The organism is Acidimicrobiales bacterium (assembly GCA_035630295.1).
Taxonomy (GTDB): Bacteria; Actinomycetota; Acidimicrobiia; order Acidimicrobiales; family Iamiaceae; genus Iamia.
This window is the reverse complement of sequence record DASQKY010000037.1, coordinates 59,613-80,674: the sequence shown is the minus strand read 5'-3', so window position 1 is coordinate 80,674 and position 21,062 is coordinate 59,613. Positions and strand designations below refer to the sequence as shown.

Genomic DNA, 21,062 nt, shown 5'->3' with positions numbered 1-21,062 from the left:
CACGGTATGTGGCACCCAGCCGGAGTGCCACACTGGCCGGGTGGCTGCCGACGGCTCCGACCGACGCTCGATCGTCCTGGCCGGGGTGGGCGTGTTCGGCGCCATCCTGGTCCTGGTGGCCATCGCCGTGCTGGCCGACGGCGGGGCCGGCGACCCGGTGGCCACCACCGCCTCCACCGTGGCCTGCGCGCCGGACGACGCCGCCTGCCGGGCCTCCCAGCGGTCCGGCGACCGGCCCGGCATCATCCCCGAGCCGGGCACCGGCCAGGCCGCCGCCGAGCCCGGCGAGCCGGGCGGGTGGGAGCAACTGGCCCTGCTGGGCGTGATCCTGGCCGCGGTGGCCGTCATCGCCGCCGTGGTCGTCCGCTCGGCCCGCCGCAGCCGGCGGGGGACGGCCGGCCCCCCCGCCGATGATGGGACGGCGGTCCGGGCCTCCCCGTAGCCTCGGGGCGTGTTCCTGGGCGACGACCTCCTGGCCTACCTGCTGCTGGCCTTCGGGGGGGCCATGCTGGTCGGGAACCTGCTGGCCGTGGCCCGCCCGCCGGCCCGCATGACGGCCGAGGGCAGCCGGGCGCCGGTGGGCCGGAGCCTGGCCATGGCGGGCCTGGGCCTGGTGGCCACGGTGTGGGCCCTGGCCACCCTGATCCGGGGCTGACCTGGAGCTTCGCCCTTTCTGTCACGCTTGTCGACAGAAGACGACATTCTTCCTCACTTTCTGCGGTCAAAGTCTCACAAGCGCCATCGAAGGGCCCGATGGAGGGGCAGCGTTGCCGGGTCGCTCTCATCCCACCTCCTGGTGATCGTCTCGCACACCGACGACCGCCAGGTGCGACCCGGCGCACTGGGGCCGGCTCCAGGACCTCCCCTCCTCGGAGCCGGCCCCCATCCCATCTGTGCCAGGCTCCCCCGCCGTGGACGACGCCCCCCCTCCGCTCCCCGCGCCGGGCGGCGTCGAGAGCCCCGGCGAGGGGCCCGTCACCCCACCCGGCCCCCTGGCCCGGCTGACCCGGGCGCTGGCCGCCCTGGCCCTGCTGGCCTACGTCGCCGCAACCCTCCTGCTGGTCGTGCCGGTGCGCAACCCCCCCGTGCAGGACTGCGGCGCGCCCGGCGCCTACCTGTACCAGGGCCGGGTCGACGTGGTGCCCGACGGCAACGACCAGATCGTGGACGGGGGCGAGGTGGTGACCCTGGCCCCCGACGTGGCCGACGCGGCCCGGGCCACGCGGTGCCAGGACCGGGTGGCGTCACGGGCGGTGCCCGCCGCCGTGCTGGTGCTGGGGGCCACGGTGGTGGGCGGCGGGGCCTTCGCCGTCGAGCTGCTGGTGGTCCGCCGTCGCCGGCGCCGGGCCCTGGCCGCCGAGCACCGGGACGCCCCGCCCCCGCTCCCCGCCCCGCCCCCCGACCACGCCGAGGCCCGGCGGCCCCCCGGAGCGGGCCCGGGTGAGCCACACTTGCCTGCATGATCAAGAAGATCCTGGCCGCGGTGGTCGTCCTGGTGGTCCTGGCCGTGATCGGCGCCGGCGCCTGGTACTTCCTGCGGGACGACACCCCCGAGGACCTCACCGTCGACGACGGGTCGGAGCAACCGGCGGGCCAGGCCCCCGACTCGCTGGACGGCACCTGGAACGCGGTCGAGGGCGAGCGCACCCGGGCCCTGATGGCCATCACCGAGGACTTCACCGCCCTCCCCGACCACACCGCCACCGGGGAGACCCCGGGGGTCGAGGGCTCGATCACCATCGCCGGCTCCCAGGTCACCGAGGCCGCGTTCACCGTGGACCTCACCCGGTTGGCCTTCGACGACGCCCCCACCGGCCTCGACGTGGCCAACCGCCGCCAGGCCATGGACCGGCAGGGCCTGGAGATCGAGCAGTTCCCCGAGGCGTCGTTCACCCTCACCGAGCCCATCGACATCGGCGACGACCCGGCCGGCGGCGAGAAGGTGACGGCCGAGGCCACCGGCGACCTCACCCTCCACGGCGTGACCCGGGAGATCACCTTCACCGTGGAGGCCCGCGTCGTCGGGTCCCAGATCCAGGTGGCGGCGGTCGACTCCATCCCCGTGGCCCTGGCCGACCACGACATCGAGAAGCCCACCGCCCCGTTCCTGGCCGACGTCGACGACCAGGGCACCTTCGACTTCGTCATCGCCCTGGAGCAGGGCTGAGCGACGGGCCGGTCAGCCCGGGACCGGGCCGACCCCCGTGCCGTCCCGGGCCCGGCGGGCCAGCCACTCGGCCTCGGCCTGGCCCAGCGGCGTGCTGGGCGGGCCGTCCACGAAGGGCCACAGCTCCTCGCAGATGCGCCGCCAGTCGGCCGTCGCCTCCAGCTCGCCCAGGATGGCGTAGAGCCCCAGGTTGATCCGCTGGATGATGACGAAGGCGGGCGGGACGTTGGCCGCCTTCTGGATCTCGGCGTACGGCCCGCTGGCGTCGAACATGCGCCGCACCGACTCGCTGGCGTACTGGCTGGTCACGGTGAAGGGGCCGGGCCGCTCGACCAGCTCGTAGTAGTGGCCGAAGTAGTCGATCACCTCCTCGTCGGTGAAGGCCTGTCCCGGCCGCAACAGGCCGATCTCCTCGCACACGGCCCGGAAGCGGGCCGGGTCCCGGCGCACGGCGATGGCCTCGGCCATGGCGCTGAAGCCGGCCAACTCCGACGTGTCGAACCGCTTGACCAGGCCGAAGTCCAGGAACGTGACCCGCCCCTCGGGGCCGAACAGGTAGTTGCCGGGGTGGGGGTCGCCGTTGAAGGCCCGGAGCCGGTACAGGCTGCCGAACACGAAGCGGTAGATCACCTCGGCGGCGTGGTCGCGACGGGCCTGGTCGGCCGCCACCACCACCTCGAACGGATCGCCCACGGCCAGGTCGGTGGTCAGCACCCGCCCGGTCGACAGCTCCGGCACCGGGTCGGGCACGTGGATGAACGGGTGGCCCCGGTAGGCCTCGGCGAACAGGCGGAGGTTGCCGGCCTCCTGCCGGTAGTCGAGCTCCTCCAGCAGGCGCTCCCGCAGCTCGGCCACCAGGGGTTCGGGCTCCAGGCCGGGGAAGGCCAGGCCCATCCCCCCGAAGAGCACCCCCACCCCGGCCAGGTCCGAGCGGATGGCCGCCGCCACCCCCGGGTACTGGACCTTGACGGCCACGGCCCGGTCGTCGTGGGTGACGGCCCGGTGCACCTGGCCGATGGAGGCAGCGGCGATGGGCTCGGGGTCCCACTGGGCGAAGAGGCGGTCCGGGGGCCGGCCCAACTCCTCCTCGATCACCCGGGCGGCCAGCTCGGGGGCCATGGGCGGGGCGTCGGTGCGGAGCTGGGCCAGGGTCTGGCGCACCGGCTCGGGCAGGCCCTGGTCGAGGTACGACGCCATCTGGCCCAGCTTCATGAGGGCGCCCTTCATGTTCCCCAGGGCGGCGGTGACGTCCTCCGCGGTGCGCAGCTGGAACTGCGCGTCGAGGTCCTGGCGCCGCTCGGCCGCCGCGAACGTGCGCCGGGCCCGGTGGGCGGCGTAGCGCCCGGCCGACCGGGCCCCCACCGCCCCGAGCTGGGCATTGCGGGCCAGCACCGAACCCCCACCCACCGGCGACGGGGAGCGGGGCACGGAGCTCACGGCGGTCACGGCGCGGCCTCGGCGGCGGGCCCGGGCCCAGGCCGTGCCGGCCACTCCGGCCGCGGCGGCCAGGCCCAGCAGGGCGGGCCGGCGCGACGGGGACGGGTCTGGGGCCACGGGGGTCCTCTCGGGCGGGGGGACCGGGGCGGCAGGCCGCACCGGCCCCCGGTTCGCCGGCGATTCCAGCCGACCACACCGGCGCGGGCCCACTCGGACGAGCGACGCCGCCCCACCCACCGCCGCCTGCGTACCCCCCGGGGGTACCCTGGCCGTCCACCGCCACCCCCCGGAGGAGCGATGCGCGGCTACTCCATGGACAAGGACGACTACACCCGGCGCCTGCGCCGCATCGAGGGCCAGGTCCGCGGCCTCCAGCGCATGGTCGAGGACGACACCTACTGCATCGACGTCCTGACCCAGATCAGCGCCGTCAGCTCCGCCCTCCAGAGCGTGGCCCTGGGCCTGCTGGACCAGCACATCCGCCACTGCGTGGCCGGGGCGGCCCGCGACGCCGAGGGGACCGGTGACCAGGACGCGGCCCGGGCCGAGGCCGACCGCATGGTGGCCGAGGCCACCGCCGCCATCGCCCGCCTCATCCGCTGACCGGGCACGACGGGGGGACCGTTCGGTCCCCACCCCATCGAACGTTGGACCGCTGACGGCCTCCGTGGCGGACAGCGGTCCAAGGTGTCGATGAACGATCGCTTGGGTTGACTGAACGATCGTTCAGCGCGACCGTGGCGGCATGCCCACCGCCGCTCCCCCCCTGCCCGTGGACATCCTCGACCCGGCCCTCTACGACGACCCCTGGGCCACCTACCGGTGGCTGCGCGACGAGGCCCCCCTGTACCGCGACGAGGGCAACGACCTGTGGGTGGTCAGCCGGCACGCCGACGTGTTCGAGGTGTCGCGCCGGTCCGACCTGTGGTCGGCGGCCCAGGGCGTACGGCCCAAGGTGGCGGCCGACATGTCCCTCATCGCCCTCGACGACCCCGAGCACACCCGCCAGCGCCGCCTCATCAACCGGGGCTTCACCCCCCGCCGGGTGCGGGAGCTGGCCCCCCACATCCGGGAGCTGGCCCGCCGCATCGTCGACGAGGTCCAGGAGCGGGGCGAGATCGACTTCGTCGACGAGCTGGCGGCCCAGGTGCCCCTCATCATCATCTGCGAGATGATGGGCCTCGACCCCGAGACCAGGGACAAGATGTACCGCTGGTCCGACGCCATGATGGCCGGCGACGGGCACGTGGGCGACGCCCCGGAGCTCCACACCGCGGCCACCGCCTTCGGCGAGTTCGCCCAGGCCTGCCTGGAGCTCATCCCCCAGCGGCGCCAGCAGGCCACCGACGACATCATCGGCATCCTGACCCGGGCCTTCGACGAGGGGGGGCTCGACAAGGAGCACAAGGCCGTCGACCCCGGCCTCCACGGCGACGGCGCCCTCCAGGACGACGAGCTGCTCATGTTCCTCACCCTGCTGCTGGTGGCCGGCAACGAGACCACCCGCAACGCCATCTCCGGTGGGCTCCTGGCCCTCAGCCGCCACCCCGACCAGCGCCAGAAGCTGCTCGACGACCCGGGCCTGATCGACCTGGCCGTCGACGAGATCATCCGGTGGACCACGCCGGTGATGACCTTCATGCGCACCGCCACCCAGGCCCACGAGGTGCACGGCCAGCGCATCGAGCCCGGCGACCGGGTCCTCATGCTCTACCAGTCGGCCAACCGGGACGAGCGGGCCTTCGACCGCCCCGACGACTTCGTCGTCGACCGCCAGCCCAACAACCACCTGGCCTTCGGGGCCGGCACCCACTACTGCCTGGGCGCCAACCTGGCCCGGCTGGAGGTCAAGCTGGTGTTCGAGGAGCTGCTGGCCCGGCTGCCCGACATCCGGGCCGTCGACCCGTCCACCATCCAGCGCAACCGCTCGACCCTGGTCGTCGGCATCGAGCACCTCCCGGCCGTCTTCACCCCGGTGTCGAACCCGGCCCGCACGTGAGCGCCCCCGCGGCCCCGCCCGCCGAGCGGGGGGCCCGGCCCGGCCAGCGCGAGCGCATCCTGGACGCGGCCCTGGACCTCATGGCCGCCCGGGGGGCGTCGGCCACCAGCATGCGCACCCTGGCCACGGCGTGCGGTCTGCACGTGGCCGCGCTCTACCACTACTTCCCGTCCAAGGACGCCCTGCTCCGGGCGGTCATCGAGGAGCGGCGCTACGGGGCCCAGCTCGAGCACCTGCCCGTCCCCGACCTGCGCCTGCCCGCCCCCGAGCGCCTGGCCGCCCTGGTGCACGACATGTGGGAGGGGGCCATGGCCGAGGCCCCCATCTGGCGCCTGCTGCTCAGCGAGGCCCTCCACGGGGACCCGACGGCCCGCTCAGTGGGCGACGGGCTGCGGGCCACCATCGAGGCCGCCCTCACCGACACGCTGCCCCGGCTGGTGCCGGAGATGACGGTGGCCCCCGACGTGGCCGCCCGGGCCGTGGCCGGCACCCTGTTCGCCCTGCTGCTGGAAGCGACCCTGGTCGAGCCCGAGGCCCTGGCCGGCCACGCCCGCCGCCGGGCCGCCGACCTGGCCCTGCTGCTGGTGCCGACCCCCTGACCCCTCTGGCCCGAGGGGCGGGGACACCGGCGTCCCCGCGGCGCACCACGCATCCGGCGAGGAGGGGCTCCACATGGCCCCGGTCGGGAGGGAGCCATAGCCTGCGGCCATGGCCTCCGGTCCCGCCGACCCTCCCGCCCAGGGCGACGGCGCCACCTCTCCCGACGCGACCGGCGACCCGACCCCGGGCGATGGCGGCATCCCTCCCGTCGTGGCCGGCGACCCGAGCCCGGGCGATGGCGGGCCCACCGCGGCAACGAACCGGGGCGGGCCCGACGGGACGGCGCCCGAGCGCGGCCCCGGGACGGGCCGGCCCCCGCGCCGGTCGCTCCTCGACGCCCGCACCCTCATGGTGTGCGCGCTGGTGGCCCTGGTGGCCGCCGTCCTGGCCGGCCTGGTCGTGAGCACCCTGACCGGGGACGACGACGGCGAGCAGCCCGAGGCCGGCCTGCTGACCGAGGCCGAGGTCGTGCCCGACATCGCCCTCGACCGCCTCGCCGGCGAGGGGCGGGCCAGCCTGGCCGACTACCAGGGCCAGCCCCTGGTGGTGAACTTCTGGGGGAGCTGGTGCGCCCCCTGCGTGGAGGAGATGCCGGACCTCCAACGGGTGCACACCTCCCTGGGCGACGACGTCTCGTTCGTGGGGGTCAACATCCGGGACCAGGACCCCCAGGACGCCCGCGACCTGGCCCGGCAGACCGGCGTCACCTACGACCTGCTGGTCGACGCCGAGGGGGCGCTGACCCGGGCCCTGGGCATCGTCACCGCCCCGGTGACCCTCCTGGTGCTGCCCGACGGGACCATCGCCGAGGTGATCCAGCGCACCATCTCGGCCGAGCGCCTGTGCGAGAAGCTCAACCAGACCGTCTACGCCGGCGGCCTGGAGGAGTGCGGGTGACGGCCGCCGCCGGGCGCCCGACGGTCCCGATGCCCACCGGGGGCCGGGGGGCCATGGCCCCCCGCCCGGGACCGGGCGGGGCCTGATGGCCGACCTGGGGCTGGCCGCCGCCTTCACCTTCGGGATGGTGGCCACCGTCAACCCGTGCGCCCTGCCCATGCTGCCCGCCTACCTGGGGTGGTTCATCACCGGCGACGAGGCCACCCGACCCACGCCGGTGGCCGTGACCCGGGCCGTGGTGGTGGCCCTGGCCGTCTCCGCCGGGTTCGTGGCCGTGTTCGGCACCCTGGGCGCCCTGGTGACGGCGGCCTCGGCCGAGGTGGAGCGCATCACCCCCTGGGTCACCCCGGTGGTGGGCCTGGCCCTGGTGGCCATGGGGGTGGTGCTGCTGGCCGGCCGGGCCATCCGCCTGCCCCTCCCCCGCCTGGACCGCACGGGTGGGGGCCGGGGCCTGGCCGCCATGTTCCTCTACGGCGTGTCCTACGCCGTGGTCTCGGTGTCGTGCTCCATCCAGCTCTTCGTGGCCCACGTGGCCACCACCTTCGGCGCCGACTGGGGCACCGGGCTGGCCCGCCTGGGGGCCTTCGCCGCCGGCTTCACCCTGGTGATCGTGGCCCTGTCCATGGCCGTGGCCGTGGCCCGGGGCTCGGCCGCCGCCCTGGTGCGCCGGGCCTCGCCGCACGTGGGCCGGGCCTCGGGCCTGCTGTTCGTGCTGACCGGCGCCTACCTGGTCTGGTACGGGGCCAGCGAGCTGCGCTCGGGCGCCTCGCCGTCGGACCCGGTGACCGACCGGGTCTGGGGCTGGTCGTTCGACATCTCGGCCTGGGTGCAGTCCATCGGCGGGGTGGAGGTGGGCCTGGCCCTGGCCCTCGTGGTGGCGGCCATCGCCCTGGTGCTGGTCCTGCGCTCCACCCGCCGCGCCCCCCGCTGACCCGACCGGGGTCAGCCCCGGACGGTGATCGTCTCCACCGCGGCCCGGGCCACGGCGGCCTCGGTGAAGGCCACGGGGCGCCACTCCTTGTCCGAGAACGCCTCGGTGGCGGCCAGGTAGGCGGGGTCGTCGCGGTCCTCGGTGTTGCCGTAGGTGAGGAACACCTGGGCCTGCGGGCCGTCCTCGCCGTAGGCCAGGGCCATCATGAACGAGGTGCCGTAGGTGATGCGGTAGCCGGTGCCGTCGGCGCCGCTGCCGGTCACCTCGGCCAGGTCCGAACCCGAGACCACCGGGTCACGGGACAGGTCGGTGGTGGCCGGGTCCAGGATGGTGCCCCCGCCGCCCCACTCGACCACGTTGGTGACGCCGTCGGCCCCCTGGCCGCCGTGGATGGGCACCAGGGTGCCGTTGCGCTCGGCCACCTGGACCTCGCCCAGGGCGGTGTCGACGGCCACCCCGGCTGCGTCCAGGACCTGCACGGCCCGGGCCAGGTTGACCAGGACCGGGTCGGGGTCGGGCTGGGGGATCGGGGCCAGGCCCCGGGGGGTGGCGATGGGCTCGGCGGGATCGAAGGGCTCGGCCCACAGGGCCCCCGCCTCGGTCAGGTCCTCACCGGCGAAGCGGCCCATGAGCTCGCGCCACACCGGCGGGCCCACCGAGTCGACGTCGTAGGTGCCGTCCCACGCCTCCAGCACGGCGCAGGCCTCGGCCACGTCCACGGTGGCGGCCGGCAGCTCCTCGGCGCCCTCGTCGTCGGTCAGGGCCGGCACCGCCACCGGGGCGGCACCGGTGCAGCGCTCGACCACCGCCTCCCGCAGGGCCCGGGACGTGTAGCCCCGGTTCTGCACCGCGGCGGCGGCCAGCTCCTCCAGGGTGAAGGTGCCGTCCGGGCCCGAGGGGCCCTCGGCGGTGGTGTCGTCGAGGACGGTGGCGTTCTCGCGGGTGCGGGGCGAGGGAGCCGTGCCCTGACGGCCGTGGAGGGGCGAGTAGTCGCCCTCCAGCAGCTCGGTGGCGTGCGAGATCCAGAACGGGTCGTTGGCGTTGAACACGTAGTCGGACCGCTCCGCCACCGGCATCTCGGCGTACGGCACCAGCCCCGGGTCGCGGGCCCCCTCCCGCTCCTCCCACTCGTTGACCGGGTCGGAGCCGTCCAGGAGGATGGCCCCGGCGTCGGCCGCCGCGGCCACGATGACATCGGCGGCCAGCGAGGTCTCGTAGCCGGTCAGGGCCTCGTCCGACAGGGCGGGGGTGGCCGAGGTGTCGGCGTACCAGGCCCGGCCGTCGGCCGAGGTGGCGATGGTGTTGAACAGCGGGACGCCGCCGACGTCGCGGTGGATGGCGATGAAGTCGTCCAGGTCGTCGGCCTGCATCATGGCCATGTACTGCTCGAGGAACTCGTCGTTGTCGATGTTGGCGTCGCGCAGGGTGATGGCCTGGGTGTCGGTCCAGCCCACGCCGGGGAAGTCGAGCACCGGCCCGTAGTGGGTGCGCCACAGGGTGCGGGTCTCGTCGGTGAGCTCGCCGTCGTCGCCCAGCACCTCGACGGTGACCTCCTCGGAGGTCATCTCCCGCTCCTCGCCGCCGTAGCGGTACGTGGTGGGTGAGCCGGGGACCAGGTCGAGCGTGTAGGCGGTGAAGCGGTTGCCGGCCGAGACGGTGTGGGTCCAGCCGAAGGTGTCGGTGAAGCCGATGCCGATGCCGGGCAGGCCCGAGAGCTGCACGCCGTAGGCGTCGAGCTCGCCGGGCACGGTCAGGTGGACCTCCCAGAACCGCAGCTCGCCCTCCCACGGGAAGTGGGGGTTGGCCAGCAGCAGCCCCCCGCCGGCGGTGGAGCGCTCGGCCCCGACGGCCCAGCCGTTGGAGGCCAGCGGGGCGTCGCCGCCGAGGCCGGCGCCGGTCCCGGCGCCCCGGGTGCTCTGGGGCACGACGGCCCCGCCCTCACCGCCGGCGTCGGGGGTGGGCGTCGCCTCCGGGGGCTGGGCCGAGCCCAGCAGGTCGGCCACCGCCCCGCTGGAGGCCTGGAGAGCGATGGAGCGGGCGTAGGTGTAGAGGTCGACCGGCTCCACCGGCTGCACCCACTCCTCGCCCGCGCACCAGCCCGCCAGCCCGTCCGCCCCCACCTCGGCCAGGTGGGCGTTCCACCCCTCGGCGAAGGCGGTGAGGAGGGTCCGCACCTCGTCGCTGACCGTCTCCCAGTCGGCCGCGGCCACCTCGGCGACGCCGATGGCCCGCCACGACAGGTCCGACGCGATGTGCTCGTCGTCCTCGCCGGGCCCGAACCACCGGGCCCGCTCGCCCCGGATGCGCACCAGCTGGTCGGCCAGGTCGCAGGCCCGGTCCTCGCCGCTGGCCCAGCCCTGGCCGAAGGCGGCGCCGGCCAGGGTGTCGGCGGTGATGTGGGGCACGCCGGCCCCGTCCCGGCGGATGGTGGCCTCGTAGCGGTCGCCCTGGCCCAGGACGGTGCCGGCCGGCCCGTCGTCGCCGGGGCGGGCGCCCTCGTCGCCGTCGCCGTCGTCGCCCGAGCAGGCGGCGGCCAGCAGGGTCGCGGCCAGGGCCACGGCCAGCAGCCGGCGAGCGGAGGACGACCAGGGGCGGCGGCGGGGGGGCATGGCCGGCACCGTACAGGTGCCGGACGTCACGTCGCCGAGGGGGGCGGCCCCGTCAGGGCATCAGCCGCTGGAGGTCCCAACCGGGCCCGGAGCGGGTGTAGAGGAAGCGGTCGTGCAGCCGGTCGGCCCGCCCCTGCCACACCTCCACCTCGTCGGGCACCAGCCGGTAGCCGCCCCACCCGTCGGGCCGGGGCACGTCGTCGCCCCGCACCGCGCCGGCCACCTCGTCGCGGCGCTGCTCCAGCGCGGCCCGGTCGGCGACGGGCTGGCTCTGGGCCGACGCCGCGGCCGAGATGCGGCTGCCCACCGGGCGGGTGCGCCAGTACGTGTCGACCTCGGCGACGGTCAGGCTCTCGACCCGACCCACCGCCCGGACCTGGCGGCTGAGGGCGATCCACCCGAAGCACAGGGCGGCCTGGGGGTTGGCGGCCAGCTCCTGGCCCTTGCGGCTGGTGGTGTCGGTGAAGAAGCAGAAGCCGTGGTCGACCCGGCGCACCAGCACGAAGCGCACCGACGGGCGCCCGTCGGGGGTGGCGGTGGCCAGCGCCACCGCGGCCGGGTCGTAGGGGCCGGTGGCCTCCCAGGTCGCGTACCAGGCCCGGAACGTGTCGAGCGGGTCGGGCGCCAGGTCGGCCCGGTGGAGGCCGTCGTGGAGGTACTGCTCGCGGGTGGCGGAGAGGTCGAGCACGGGGCTCGACCCCTCCGCCGTCCCGTCGGGGCGTGGGGTGCCGTCGGCCATCGCCGCCAGCTTCGCGGACGGGCCGCGCCTAGGAGGCGAACTTCAGGCGGTAGAGCCGCTCCAGGCCCGGGATGCAGAACGGCCGCTCCGGGCACTCGGGCGGGCCCCCCAGGACCAGGGGGTCCTCCACGTCGACCAGGTCGGACATCTTGGCCAGGTCGTACTTCTCGGCCGTCTGGGAGGTGACCACGAAGGTGTTGGCGCTCTGGGCCGGGGCGATGCCGAGGAGGGTCACGCCCCGCGACTCGGTCAGCTCGCGGGCCGCCTCCAGCGCCGCGTCCGGGTCGGAGCCGGGCTCGGCCGTGTCGTCCAGGAACAGGGCCAGCGAGCCGGTGAACTCGGGGATGAGGTCGATCTCGCCGGTCTCCAGGGCCGGGAAGTAGACGTCGCGGGGGCCGATCTCGGGCGTGTAGTCGACGGTGACGCCGGCCGCCTCCAGGGCCTGGCCGTAGATCTGGGCCACCAGGGTGGACTCGGTGAAGTTGGCGCTACCCACGGTCAGGTCGCCCTCGGCGGTGAGGTCGGCGGGCACGTCCAGCTCGGTGAGCACGTCGGCTGCCACGTCCTCGGGGTTGCCGCCGTCGATGGACACCCGGGCCACCGCGGCCCGGATCACGTCGTCGGTCAGGCCCTCGCTCACCGCGTCGAGCACGGCGGCGATGTCGTCGCTGGTGGCCTCGGTCCGGATGGCGGGCACGAAGTTCTCGGCCTGCTGGAGGCCCTGGTCGTCCTCCAGCGCCACCCAGTCGTTGGCGGCGATGGCCCCGTTGCTGGAGAACAGGAGGGCGATGTCGATGTCGCCGGCCTCCAGGGCGGCCACGGTGTTGGGACCCCCGGTGTCCAGGGGGCGGAACGTGAACTCGGCGGTGTCGGGGCCGGACGTGTCGCCGGTGGCGTCGCCGTCGTCGCTGTCGGTGCAGGCCCCCATGGCCAGGGCCAGGAGGGGGATGAGGAGGACGCCGGCCAGGCGGCGTCGGTGGGTGATCACGGCGGGTGGTGCCTTTCGGTGGGGTCAGGGGTGGGTGAGATCAGGCTGCGACCGGCACGGGCTCCGGCCCGGCGCCGACGGGCGAGGCATCGTCGAGGAGGTCGGGGCGGTGGGCCCGCCGCTCGATCCGCAGGCCCCGAGGGGTGAGGGCCCGTTGCACCAGGCCGAGGGCCCCCTCGGTGGCCAGGGCCAGGGCCGCCACCAGCAGGGCGCCGGCCAGCACGTCGGTGAAGCCGCCGGAGGAACGCAGGGCGTAACCGTCGATGATGAAGCGGCCCAGACCCCCGAAGCCGAGCTGGGCGGCGATGGTGGCGGTGGCCACCACCTGCACGGCCGAGGTGCGGACCCCGGCCATGATCAGCGGGACGGCCAGGGGCAGCTCGACCCGGCGCAGGATCTGCCCCTCGGAGAGGCCCATGCCCCGGGCCGCGTCGCGCACCTCGTCGGGCACCTCGGCCATGCCCACGTAGGTGTTGGTCACGATGGGGGGCACGGCCAGGGCCACCAGGGCCACGAACACGCTGACCGAGCCGATGACCGGCTTCTCCAGCAGGCCCAGGAGCTGGGTGCCGACCACCAGGATGGCGAAGGAGGGCAGGGCCCGGCCCACGTTGGACACGTTGATGGCCAGCAGGCCGAAACGGCGCGTGTGCCCCAGCCACAGCGTCCCCGGCACGGCCAGCACGACCGCGGCCAGCACGGCCACGGCCGAGATCTGCACGTGCTCGCCGACGCGGGCCCACGCCCCGGTGGAGCCCCGCCAGTTGGCCGCGTCCCGGAGCCAGTTGACGACGTCGACGACCTGGTCCACTCACCGACCTCCGGGCCGGGCCGGGCCGCTCATGCGCCCACCACCGCGCCGGTGGCGGCGTCGGCCGGGGCCCCGGCGCCGGCGTGGGCGGCGACCGGGCCGGCGGGACCACGGCGCCGACGGCGGGCCGACCACGGGGCCAGGCGGCGGCCCAGGGCGGCCAGCCCCACGTCGGAGCCCACGGCCAGCACGATGGAGAGCAGGACGCCCACCGTGACCGCGGTCCGGACGGGCCGGTTCAGGCCCACCAGGATGAGCTGGCCCAGGCCGCCCAGGCCCACCAGGGCGGCGATGGTCAACATGCCGATGGTGCTGACGGTGGCGATGCGGACCCCGGCCATGATCGACGGCAGGGCCAGGGGCATCTCCACCTTCCACAGCCGCTGCCGGGGGCTGAGGCCCATGCCGTCGGCGGCGTCGCGCACCTCGGCCGGCACCTGCTCCAGGCCGGTGACGGTGTTCCGCACCAGGATGAGCAGGGTGTAGAGGACCAGGGGCACCAAGGCGGTGGTGCGGGACAGGCCGGTGTAGGGGACGAGCGTGGCGTAGAGGGCCAGGGACGGCACCGTGTAGAGCGCGCCGGCGGTGCCCAGGACCACGCCCTTCAAGCGGGGGTGGCGGTGCACGGCCACCGCGGCCGGCAGGGCGATGGCCAGGCCCAGCAGCACCGCTCCCACGGTGAGGATGACGTGCTCCCGGGTGGCATCGGCGATGAGCTCCCGGTTGGCGTCCCGGCCCACCCACTCGCCCCACCACCAGCGCTCGGTGTTGGAGACGGCCAGGGTCCAGGGCGACGTGACGTGTTGGAGATGCACGGTGCCCTCCCGCGTGTGTGACGCGCCCCGGGTCGGCCGGCCTGTCGGCCGCAGCGTGCGACCGGTGGGTCAGTGGGATCCCGGCTGACGGTAGCCTCCCCGGCGGACGGTGCCAACGGACCCTGGTCGGTGGTACCGGCCCGGTCCCGCCCCCCATCGAGAGGCCCGGCCCGATGATCACGCTCGACCAGGTGACCAAGCGCTACGACAACGGCCAGGTGGCGGTGCGGGAGCTGTCGCTGGAGGTCCCCGAGGGCGAGATCTGCATGCTGGTGGGGCCCTCGGGGTGCGGCAAGACCACCACCATGCGCATGGTCAACCGGTTGATCGAGCCCACCTCGGGGCGCATCGTCCTGGACGGCGACGACGTCACCCACGTCGACCCCGTGGCCCTGCGCCGCCGCATCGGCTACGTGATCCAGCAGGTGGGCCTGTTCCCCCACCAGACCGTGGCCGACAACATCGGCACGGTGCCGGGGCTGCTGGGCTGGGACAGGGCCCGCACCCGGGCCCGCACCGACGAGCTGCTGGACCTGGTCGGCCTGCCCCCCGGCGACTACCGGGGCCGCTACCCCCACCAGCTCTCGGGCGGGCAGCGCCAGCGGGTCGGGGTGGCCCGGGCCCTGGCCGCCGACCCGCCGGTGCTGCTCATGGACGAGCCCTTCGGGGCCATCGACCCCATCAGCCGGGACCGCCTCCAGCAGGAGTTCCTGCGCCTCCAGGACACGGTGCGCAAGACCGTCATGTTCGTCACCCACGACATCGACGAGGCCGTCACCCTGGGCGACCGCATCGCGGTGATGGCCGAGGGCGGGGTGCTGGCCCGCTACGGCACCCCGTCGGAGATCCTGGCCGACCCCGGCTCGGACTTCGTGGCCAGCTTCGTGGGGGCCGACCGGGGCCTGAAGCGCCTCGACGTGCTGCCCCTGGAGCGGGGCGACGCCGAGGCCCCGGCCGTGGTCCTGGAGGTGGGGCTGACCCTGGCCGAGGCCCGCCGCCGCCTGGACGCCGCCGGGTGGGTCCACGCCCCGGTGGTCGACGACGGCCGCCTGGTCGGCGTGCTGCGCCACTCGGCCACCGAGGGCGACGGGGCCGGCTCGACCACGGTGGGCGACGCCGCCGTGGCCCTCGACGCCCGGGTGGCCCAGGACCGCCACACCCTCAAGGACGCCTTCGCCGCCCTGCTCCTGGACGACGCCGGGTGGGTGGCGGTGGTCGACGACCGGGAGGTCCTGGTCGGGGTGATCAGCGCCGAGCGCCTCCACGAGATCGCCCGCCGCCGCGCCGCCTGAGCCCGCCCCACTGCCCGGCCCCGCCGCCCGGCTGCTCGGTCAGGGGCGGACGGCCACGCACCAGGTGGCGGTGTCGGCCTCGCTGGCCGTGGCCTCCCAGTGCCCGGGCAGGGCCTCCACCACCGCTTCGGCCGGGAGGTGGATGGGCGTCTCCGAGCCGCGGCTGTTGACCCACACCACCACACCCCCGGAGCGCAGCACCCGGGCGCACTCGGGACCGAACAGGAAGGCGTTCATCAGCACCACGGCGGCCAGCGACCCGTCGGCCACCGGCAGGCGGGCCCCGTCGGCCAGCACCCGGTGGGCCGGGCCGGTCGGGGCCAGGCGCAGCATCTCCGGGGAGATCTCCACGGCCAGGGCCGGGGCGAACCGGGAGGCCACGGTGGCCGAGGCCAGGCCGATGCCGGAACCGACCTCGGCGGCCGGGCCGGCCAGGCCCTCGGGCACGCCCCGGGCGAAGGCGTCGAGCACCGGCAGGTCGCGGCCCGGGCCGGCCCGGGTGTGCCACTCGGGGGCCAGGCCGTCGAAGAAGGCGGCCACCTCCCGGCGCTGGGCCTCGTCCCACGAGGCCGGGTCGGCGGCCATGGCCTCGGTCAGCACCCGCATGGGGTGGACGTCGGCCTCCGGCCCCGCCCGCCTCGGGGTCGAGCCCGGGTGCCCGACCACCCGCTCCAGGTGGGCGACGGTGCCGCTCATGCCCCGATGACCTCGACGCCCCGCATGTAGGGGCGGAGCGGGTCGGGGACGGTGACGGCGCCGTCGGGGCGGCGGTACGTCTCGACCAGGGCGGCCCACACCCGGGGCACGGCCAGGGCCGAGCCGTTGAGGGTGTGGACCAGCTCCGTGCCCTTGGCCCCCTCGGGCCGGTAGCGGATGCTGGCCCGGCGGGCCTGGTAGTCCGAGAGCCACGACACCGAGGACACCTCCAGCCACTGGTCGCAGCCCGGGGCGTAGACCTCGATGTCGAAGCTGCGGTGGTGGCTCTGGCCCTGGTCGCCGGCGCAGATCTCGATGACCCGGTGGGCCAGCCCCAGCTCGGCGACGAGGCCCTCGGCCCGCCCGATCATCTCCTCCAGCAGGGCGGGGGCCTGCTCCGGGGTGGCGTAGGCCAGGATCTCGACCTTGTCGAACTCGTGGGTGCGGAGCAGGCCCCGGGTGTCGCGGCCGGCCGAGCCCGCCTCCCGCCGGTAGCAGGGCGAGTAGGCCATGAGCCGCACCGGCAGGTCGGCCGGGTCGAGGACTTCGCCGGCGGCCAGGGACGTGAGCGGCGCCTCGGCGGTGGGGATGCACCACAGGTCGTCGCGCTCGATGGCGTAGGCGTCCTCCGCGAACTTGGGCAGCTGCCCGGTGGCGGTGAGGGTGGCCGTGGTGACCAGGCTGGGGGGCCGGACCTCCTCGAAGGCGTCAGCGTTGCGGTCCAGGGCCAGCTGGCACAGGGCCCGCGACAGCGTGGCCCCCGCCCCCCGGAGCATGGTGAACATGGCCCCCGAGAGCTTCACCGCCCGCTCCACGTCCAGGATGCCGAGGGCGGCGCCGGTCTCCCAGTGGGGCACCCGCTGGTGCTCGCCGTAGCCGTCGGGGTCGAAGCCGGTGACCCGCAGCACCGGGTTGTCACGGTCGTCGGCGCCGCTGGGGGTGGCCGGGTGGGGGGTGTTGGGGATGGCCAGGAGCAGGTCGCGGATCTCGCCGGCCAGCGCGTCGGCCTCGCCGGCCAGCGCCTTCTCCTCGTCGCCCAGCCGCCGGCTCTCGGCCCGGGCCGCCTCGGCCTCGTCGGCCTGGCCCTCTCGGTGGAGGCGGCCCACCTCGGACGACAGCGCCTTGACCTGGCGGCGCAGCTCGTCGCGCCGGGTGGCCACGTCGCGCTGGCGGGCATCGAGCTCGTGGACGCGGGTCACCTCGGCCGGGCCGACGCCCTTGCGGGCCAGCTCGACGGTCACGCCGTCGAGGTCGGTGCGGATGCGCCTGATGTCGAGCACGGGCGCACGCTAGACGCCCACCCCCCGGCCCCGGTCGCCGTTCCCCCGCAGGTCCGGGCCACCGGGGCGGCGTCGGCCCGGGGGCGGCGGGCCGGCCGGTCGGGGACGCCGGCGTCGGCCCTCCGAGGGTTCGGGGTCGTTGCGCAGGCAGGGGTAGCGTCGGGAGATGGCCGCGGTCGAGGTGGACGATCTGGTCGTGTGCCACGGCGACCTGACCGCCGTGGACCGGGTCTCGTTCTCCGTGCAGCAGGGCCAGGTGCTGGCCCTGCTGGGCCCCAACGGGGCGGGCAAGACCACCACCGTGGAGGCCCTGCAGGGCCTGCACCGCCCGACCGCGGGCCGGGTGCGGGTGCTGGGCCTCGACCCCCGGACCCAGCACGAGGCGCTCATGCCGCAGGTGGGCGTGATGCCCCAGGCCGGCGGCGTGTACCCCGGGGCCCGGCCCCTGGAGGTGCTGCGGCTGGTGGCGTCGTTCCACGCCCTGGCCGAGGACCCCGTCGCCCTGCTCGACCAGGTGGGCCTCAGCCACCGGGCCCGGGCCCCGTGGCGCACCCTCTCGGGTGGCGAGCAGCAGCGCCTCTCCCTGGCCCTGGCCCTGGTGGGCCGGCCCCAGGTGGTGTTCCTGGACGAACCCACCGCCGGCATCGACCCCGCCGGCCGCCAGCTCGTGCGCCAGAAGGTGGCCGACCTGCGGACCGCGGGGCTGGCCGTGGTGGTCACCACCCACGACCTGGAGGAGGCCGAGAAGGTGGCCGACTCGGTGGTGATCGTGGACCGGGGCCGGGTGGTGGCCAGCGGCACGCCGACCGAGCTCATGCGGGCCGGGGGCAGCGCCGAGATCCGCTTCCGGGCTCCCGCCGGGGTCGACACCGCCTCCCTGGGCAAGGCCATGATGGCCGGCGTCGACGAGGTGTCGCCCGGCGAGTACGTGGTGGAGGTGGAGCCGACCCCCGTCAACATCAACGCCCTGACCTCGTGGCTGGCCGCCCACGACCTGCCGCTGGGGGACCTCCGGGCCGGGCGCCAGACCCTGGAGGACGTGTTCCTGCGCATGACCGCCATCACCGGCGAGATCCCCGCCGTCCGGGTCGACAGCCGGCGCCGGCACGGCCGGGCCGGGCGCTGATCGGGCGCCCCGGGGGCGGGTGGGCCTCCCCCTCGGCCCATCTGCCGGCCCGGCGGGGAAGGGCGTAGAGTCCCGGCGCCGGTGACCGGGGCCGAGGGATCGAGGGACCGGGCCGTGGCCGATCGACGGGGAGACGCGGAGGCGCGACATGTGGAACCTGGCCATCGACTTCGGGACCAGCAACACCACCGGGGCCACGTGGGCCGACGGCCGGGTCGAGGCCCTCGAGGTCCGGCGTGACCGGCGGGTCCCCTCGGTCGTCCTGCTCTCCGACGACGGCTCGTGGGTGGTGGGCCGGGAGGCCGACAACCAGGCCGTGGTGGTGCCCGAGCGGGTCGAGCGGGCCCCCAAGCGCCGGCTGGGGAAGGGCCACAGCCTGCTGCTCGGCGGGCAGGCCGTGCCCATCACCAGCGCGGTGGCCGCCCTCATGGGCCCCCACGCCGCCGCCGCCCGGGAGCGGCACGCCGGCGAGCCCGGCCACGTGGTGCTCACCCACCCCGCCCGCTGGGGCCCGGAGCGGCTGGAGGTGCTCCGGGTGGCGGCGGCCGAGGCCGGCTTCGCCTCGGTGGAGCTGCTGCCCGAGCCGGTGGCCGCCGCCCACTACGTCGACGACCACATCGAGGTCGGCCAGCACGTCGCCGTCTACGACCTGGGGGGCGGCACGTTCGACACCGCGGTGATGCGCCGCACCGAGACCTCGTTCAAGGTGGTGGGCCTGCCCGGCGGCACCGAGCGCATCGGGGGCGAGGACTTCGACCACCGCATGTACCAGCACCTGGGGGCGGCCGTGGCCCGGGAGGATGCCTCGGTGTGGGAGGCCATGGCCACCAGCGACGAGCGGCGGTGGCGCCGGGCCGCGGCCGACCTCCTGACCCAGGCCCGCGACGCCAAGGAGCAGCTGTCGCGCAACCCGCGGGCCTCGGTCTACATCGGGGCCCTCGAGCGGGACATCACCGTCACCCGCGACGAGTTCGACACGCTCATCTCCGCCGACGTGGACCGCACCGTGGACGAGATGTCCCGCACCATCGAGGGCGCCGGCCTGGCCGACGGCGACGTGGTCAAGGTGTACCTGGTCGGGGGGTCCAGCCGCCTGACCCTGGTGCAGGAGCGGATGGGGGCCCGGTTCGGCTCCCGCATCAGCACCTGGGACGACCCCAAGGGTGTCGTGGTCCTGGGGGCGGCCAAGTTCTCGGGCACCCTGGCCGGGGCCGCCCCCGCCGGGCCGAGCCCGGCCACCCCCCCACCGTCACCCACCGGCCCGGTGGTGGTGAGCGCCCCGCCCCCCCGCACCGGTGCCATCCCCGACGTCGGTGCCGCGGCGCCCTCGAACGGTCCACCGCCGGCCGCCCCGCCCGGCGCGCCGCCCCCCTCCACCCCGTACCCGGTGGGCCCCGGCTCGGCGCCCCCCGCCGCCCAGTGGCCAGCCGCCCCTGCGCCCGGGCCCGCTGGCCCGGCCTGGAGCGGCGCCCCGGCCCCGGCCGGCTACGGCGCCCCTGCGGGGTCGGCCCCCGGCAACGACAAGCTGGTCATCGCCTGGGTGTGCGCCGGGCTGGCCCTGCTGTGCTGCGTCCCGGCCCCGGCCGTCGGCCTCTACTTCGCCAACGAGGCCAAGAAGGTCGGCCACCCGCAGGGCCAGACCGCCCTCGTGGTCAACGCGGCTGCCCTGGTGGTGTCGGTGCTGGGGTTCTTCATCCTGGTGCTGGCCAGCCTGGGGTCGGGCTCCACGGCCTGACTCACCCGGGTGGGGGTCCCCGCAGCAGCGGCGGGAACATCGGGCGCCGGGGCCCGCTCTCACCACCACACAGCGAGACGCCGAGGTCCCTCGGCACGAGAAAGGAACAGAGCCATGAGCGACTTCAGCGACTTCGAGGACGACAGCGCCGTCACCTACGACAGCGACGGCGACGGGGTGACCGACACCGTCGAGGTGGACAGCGACGGCGACGGCTTCGTCGACGTGGCCGGCTACGACACCGACGGCGACGGCGTGGTGGACATCGCCGAGGCCGACACCGACGGCGACGGCCTCACCGACGTGGTGGTGGACGACGCCAACTACGACGGCACGGTCGACAGCGTGGTGGCCGACACCGACGGCGACGGCGTGGTCGACGCCGAGGCCTACGACTCCGACGGTGACGGGACCCTGGACACGGTGGCCGTCGACGCCGATGGCGACGGGTCGGCCGACGCCGAGGCGTACGACACCGACGGTGACGGCGTGTTCGATGCCGCCGCGGTCGACAGCGACGGCGACGGGGTGGCCGACGTGGCCGCCTACGACAGCGACGGTGACGGCGTGCTCGACACCGCCGAGGCCGACACCGACGGCGACGGGTACACCGACACGGTCGTCGGCGACACCGACGGCGACGGTGTGGTCGACGCCGCGGCGCTGGACACCGACGGCGACGGCGTCATCGACACCGCTGTGGTCGAGCTGGGCGACGGCCCCTTCCAGGCCTGACCCTCCCCCGCTCGGGCCCGCCACCCGACCCCCGAGGCCCCGCACCCCGGTGCGGGGCCTCGTCGCGTCGTCCCGGCGGGACCGATCTCCCCACCGGGGGGCCTGGCCCAGGGCGCGGGTCGGCCGCTCGCCCCCGGGGGGTGGGGGCGAGCGGCCGGTCCGTGAGCCTTGGGGTGGTCCGGCGCCGGCAGGTGCGCACGGACCG

The 21,062-nt window shown here is 75.6% G+C and carries 21 protein-coding genes; 13 read left to right on the top strand and 8 right to left on the bottom strand.

Going from position 1 to position 21,062, the window contains the following annotated elements; translation table 11 throughout:
* Positions 1-40: 40 nt before the first annotated feature.
* The 4 genes from VEW93_09525 (at position 41) to VEW93_09510 (ending at position 2,167) form a co-directional block, all read left to right on the top strand.
* The gene (locus tag VEW93_09525) at positions 41-442 is read left to right on the top strand and encodes a hypothetical protein (GenBank protein ID HYI62029.1); all 402 of its coding nucleotides are present in this window, start codon (positions 41-43) and stop codon (positions 440-442) included.
* A 9-nt stretch (positions 443-451) separates the two neighbouring features.
* On the top strand, positions 452-655 hold the full coding sequence (locus tag VEW93_09520; protein ID HYI62028.1) for a hypothetical protein: 204 nt from the start codon (positions 452-454) through the stop codon (positions 653-655).
* Positions 656-911: 256 nt separating this feature from the next.
* Entirely contained in the window at positions 912-1,463 is a 552-nt protein-coding gene (locus tag VEW93_09515; protein ID HYI62027.1) for a hypothetical protein, read from the top strand.
* Positions 1,460-2,167 carry a YceI family protein gene (locus VEW93_09510; GenBank protein HYI62026.1) on the top strand — a complete coding sequence of 236 codons (708 nt, stop codon included), beginning with the start codon at positions 1,460-1,462 and terminating at the stop codon, positions 2,165-2,167. Before VEW93_09515 ends, VEW93_09510 begins: the two co-directional genes overlap by 4 nt.
* Positions 2,168-2,179: 12 nt before the next feature.
* On the opposite strand, the gene VEW93_09505 is transcribed toward VEW93_09510, so the two are convergent.
* Positions 2,180-3,721 (bottom strand): AarF/ABC1/UbiB kinase family protein, encoded by a 1,542-nt coding sequence (locus VEW93_09505; protein ID HYI62025.1) that lies wholly within the window; start codon positions 3,719-3,721, stop codon positions 2,180-2,182.
* Positions 3,722-3,901: 180 nt separating this feature from the next.
* Between VEW93_09505 and VEW93_09500 the strand changes: the two genes are divergently transcribed.
* The 5 genes from VEW93_09500 to VEW93_09480 all read left to right on the top strand — a co-directional run bounded on the left by VEW93_09500 (position 3,902) and on the right by VEW93_09480 (position 8,031).
* A complete protein-coding gene (locus VEW93_09500; protein ID HYI62024.1) occupies positions 3,902-4,207 on the top strand; it encodes a metal-sensitive transcriptional regulator in 306 nt (101 codons plus the stop codon).
* 142 nt (positions 4,208-4,349) lie between these two features.
* Positions 4,350-5,603 (top strand): cytochrome P450, encoded by a 1,254-nt coding sequence (locus VEW93_09495; GenBank protein HYI62023.1) that lies wholly within the window; start codon positions 4,350-4,352, stop codon positions 5,601-5,603.
* On the top strand, positions 5,600-6,202 hold the full coding sequence (locus tag VEW93_09490; protein HYI62022.1) for a helix-turn-helix domain-containing protein: 603 nt from the start codon (positions 5,600-5,602) through the stop codon (positions 6,200-6,202). Before VEW93_09495 ends, VEW93_09490 begins: the two co-directional genes overlap by 4 nt.
* Positions 6,203-6,311: 109 nt before the next feature.
* The gene (locus tag VEW93_09485) at positions 6,312-7,100 is read left to right on the top strand and encodes a TlpA disulfide reductase family protein (protein ID HYI62021.1); all 789 of its coding nucleotides are present in this window, start codon (positions 6,312-6,314) and stop codon (positions 7,098-7,100) included.
* A gap of 85 nt (positions 7,101-7,185) precedes the next feature.
* Entirely contained in the window at positions 7,186-8,031 is an 846-nt protein-coding gene (locus VEW93_09480; protein HYI62020.1) for a cytochrome c biogenesis protein CcdA, read from the top strand.
* 11 nt (positions 8,032-8,042) lie between these two features.
* On the opposite strand, the gene VEW93_09475 is transcribed toward VEW93_09480, so the two are convergent.
* The 5 genes from VEW93_09475 to VEW93_09455 form a co-directional block, all read right to left on the bottom strand.
* Entirely contained in the window at positions 8,043-10,640 is a 2,598-nt protein-coding gene (locus VEW93_09475; protein HYI62019.1) for a penicillin acylase family protein, read from the bottom strand.
* Between the two features lie 52 nt (positions 10,641-10,692).
* On the bottom strand, positions 10,693-11,328 hold the full coding sequence (pdxH, locus tag VEW93_09470) for a pyridoxamine 5'-phosphate oxidase (GenBank protein ID HYI62018.1): 636 nt from the start codon (positions 11,326-11,328) through the stop codon (positions 10,693-10,695).
* Positions 11,329-11,407: 79 nt separating this feature from the next.
* A complete protein-coding gene (locus tag VEW93_09465) occupies positions 11,408-12,367 on the bottom strand; it encodes a glycine betaine ABC transporter substrate-binding protein (protein ID HYI62017.1) in 960 nt (319 codons plus the stop codon).
* Positions 12,368-12,407: 40 nt separating this feature from the next.
* Positions 12,408-13,178 (bottom strand): ABC transporter permease, encoded by a 771-nt coding sequence (locus tag VEW93_09460; protein ID HYI62016.1) that lies wholly within the window; start codon positions 13,176-13,178, stop codon positions 12,408-12,410.
* A gap of 29 nt (positions 13,179-13,207) precedes the next feature.
* Positions 13,208-13,993 carry an ABC transporter permease gene (locus VEW93_09455; GenBank protein HYI62015.1) on the bottom strand — a complete coding sequence of 262 codons (786 nt, stop codon included), beginning with the start codon at positions 13,991-13,993 and terminating at the stop codon, positions 13,208-13,210.
* 173 nt (positions 13,994-14,166) lie between these two features.
* Between VEW93_09455 and VEW93_09450 the strand changes: the two genes are divergently transcribed.
* Positions 14,167-15,285, top strand: a complete 1,119-nt coding sequence (locus tag VEW93_09450; protein ID HYI62014.1) for a betaine/proline/choline family ABC transporter ATP-binding protein — start codon at positions 14,167-14,169, stop codon at positions 15,283-15,285.
* Positions 15,286-15,324: 39 nt separating this feature from the next.
* Here VEW93_09450 and VEW93_09445 read toward each other — a convergent pair whose 3' ends face one another.
* Entirely contained in the window at positions 15,325-15,981 is a 657-nt protein-coding gene (locus VEW93_09445; GenBank protein HYI62013.1) for a class I SAM-dependent methyltransferase, read from the bottom strand.
* Positions 15,978-17,261, bottom strand: coding sequence for a serine--tRNA ligase (gene serS, locus VEW93_09440; GenBank protein HYI62012.1), 1,284 nt, complete (start codon positions 17,259-17,261; stop codon positions 15,978-15,980). Before serS ends, VEW93_09445 begins: the two co-directional genes overlap by 4 nt.
* A 166-nt stretch (positions 17,262-17,427) precedes the next feature.
* Here serS and VEW93_09435 point away from each other — a divergent pair, with 166 nt between their 5' ends.
* The 3 genes from VEW93_09435 to VEW93_09425 all read left to right on the top strand — a co-directional run bounded on the left by VEW93_09435 (position 17,428) and on the right by VEW93_09425 (position 20,857).
* Entirely contained in the window at positions 17,428-18,387 is a 960-nt protein-coding gene (locus VEW93_09435; protein HYI62011.1) for an ABC transporter ATP-binding protein, read from the top strand.
* 148 nt (positions 18,388-18,535) lie between these two features.
* Positions 18,536-20,122, top strand: a complete 1,587-nt coding sequence (locus VEW93_09430; GenBank protein HYI62010.1) for an Hsp70 family protein — start codon at positions 18,536-18,538, stop codon at positions 20,120-20,122.
* Positions 20,123-20,236: 114 nt separating this feature from the next.
* Positions 20,237-20,857 (top strand): hypothetical protein, encoded by a 621-nt coding sequence (locus VEW93_09425; GenBank protein ID HYI62009.1) that lies wholly within the window; start codon positions 20,237-20,239, stop codon positions 20,855-20,857.
* Positions 20,858-21,062: the final 205 nt, after the last annotated feature.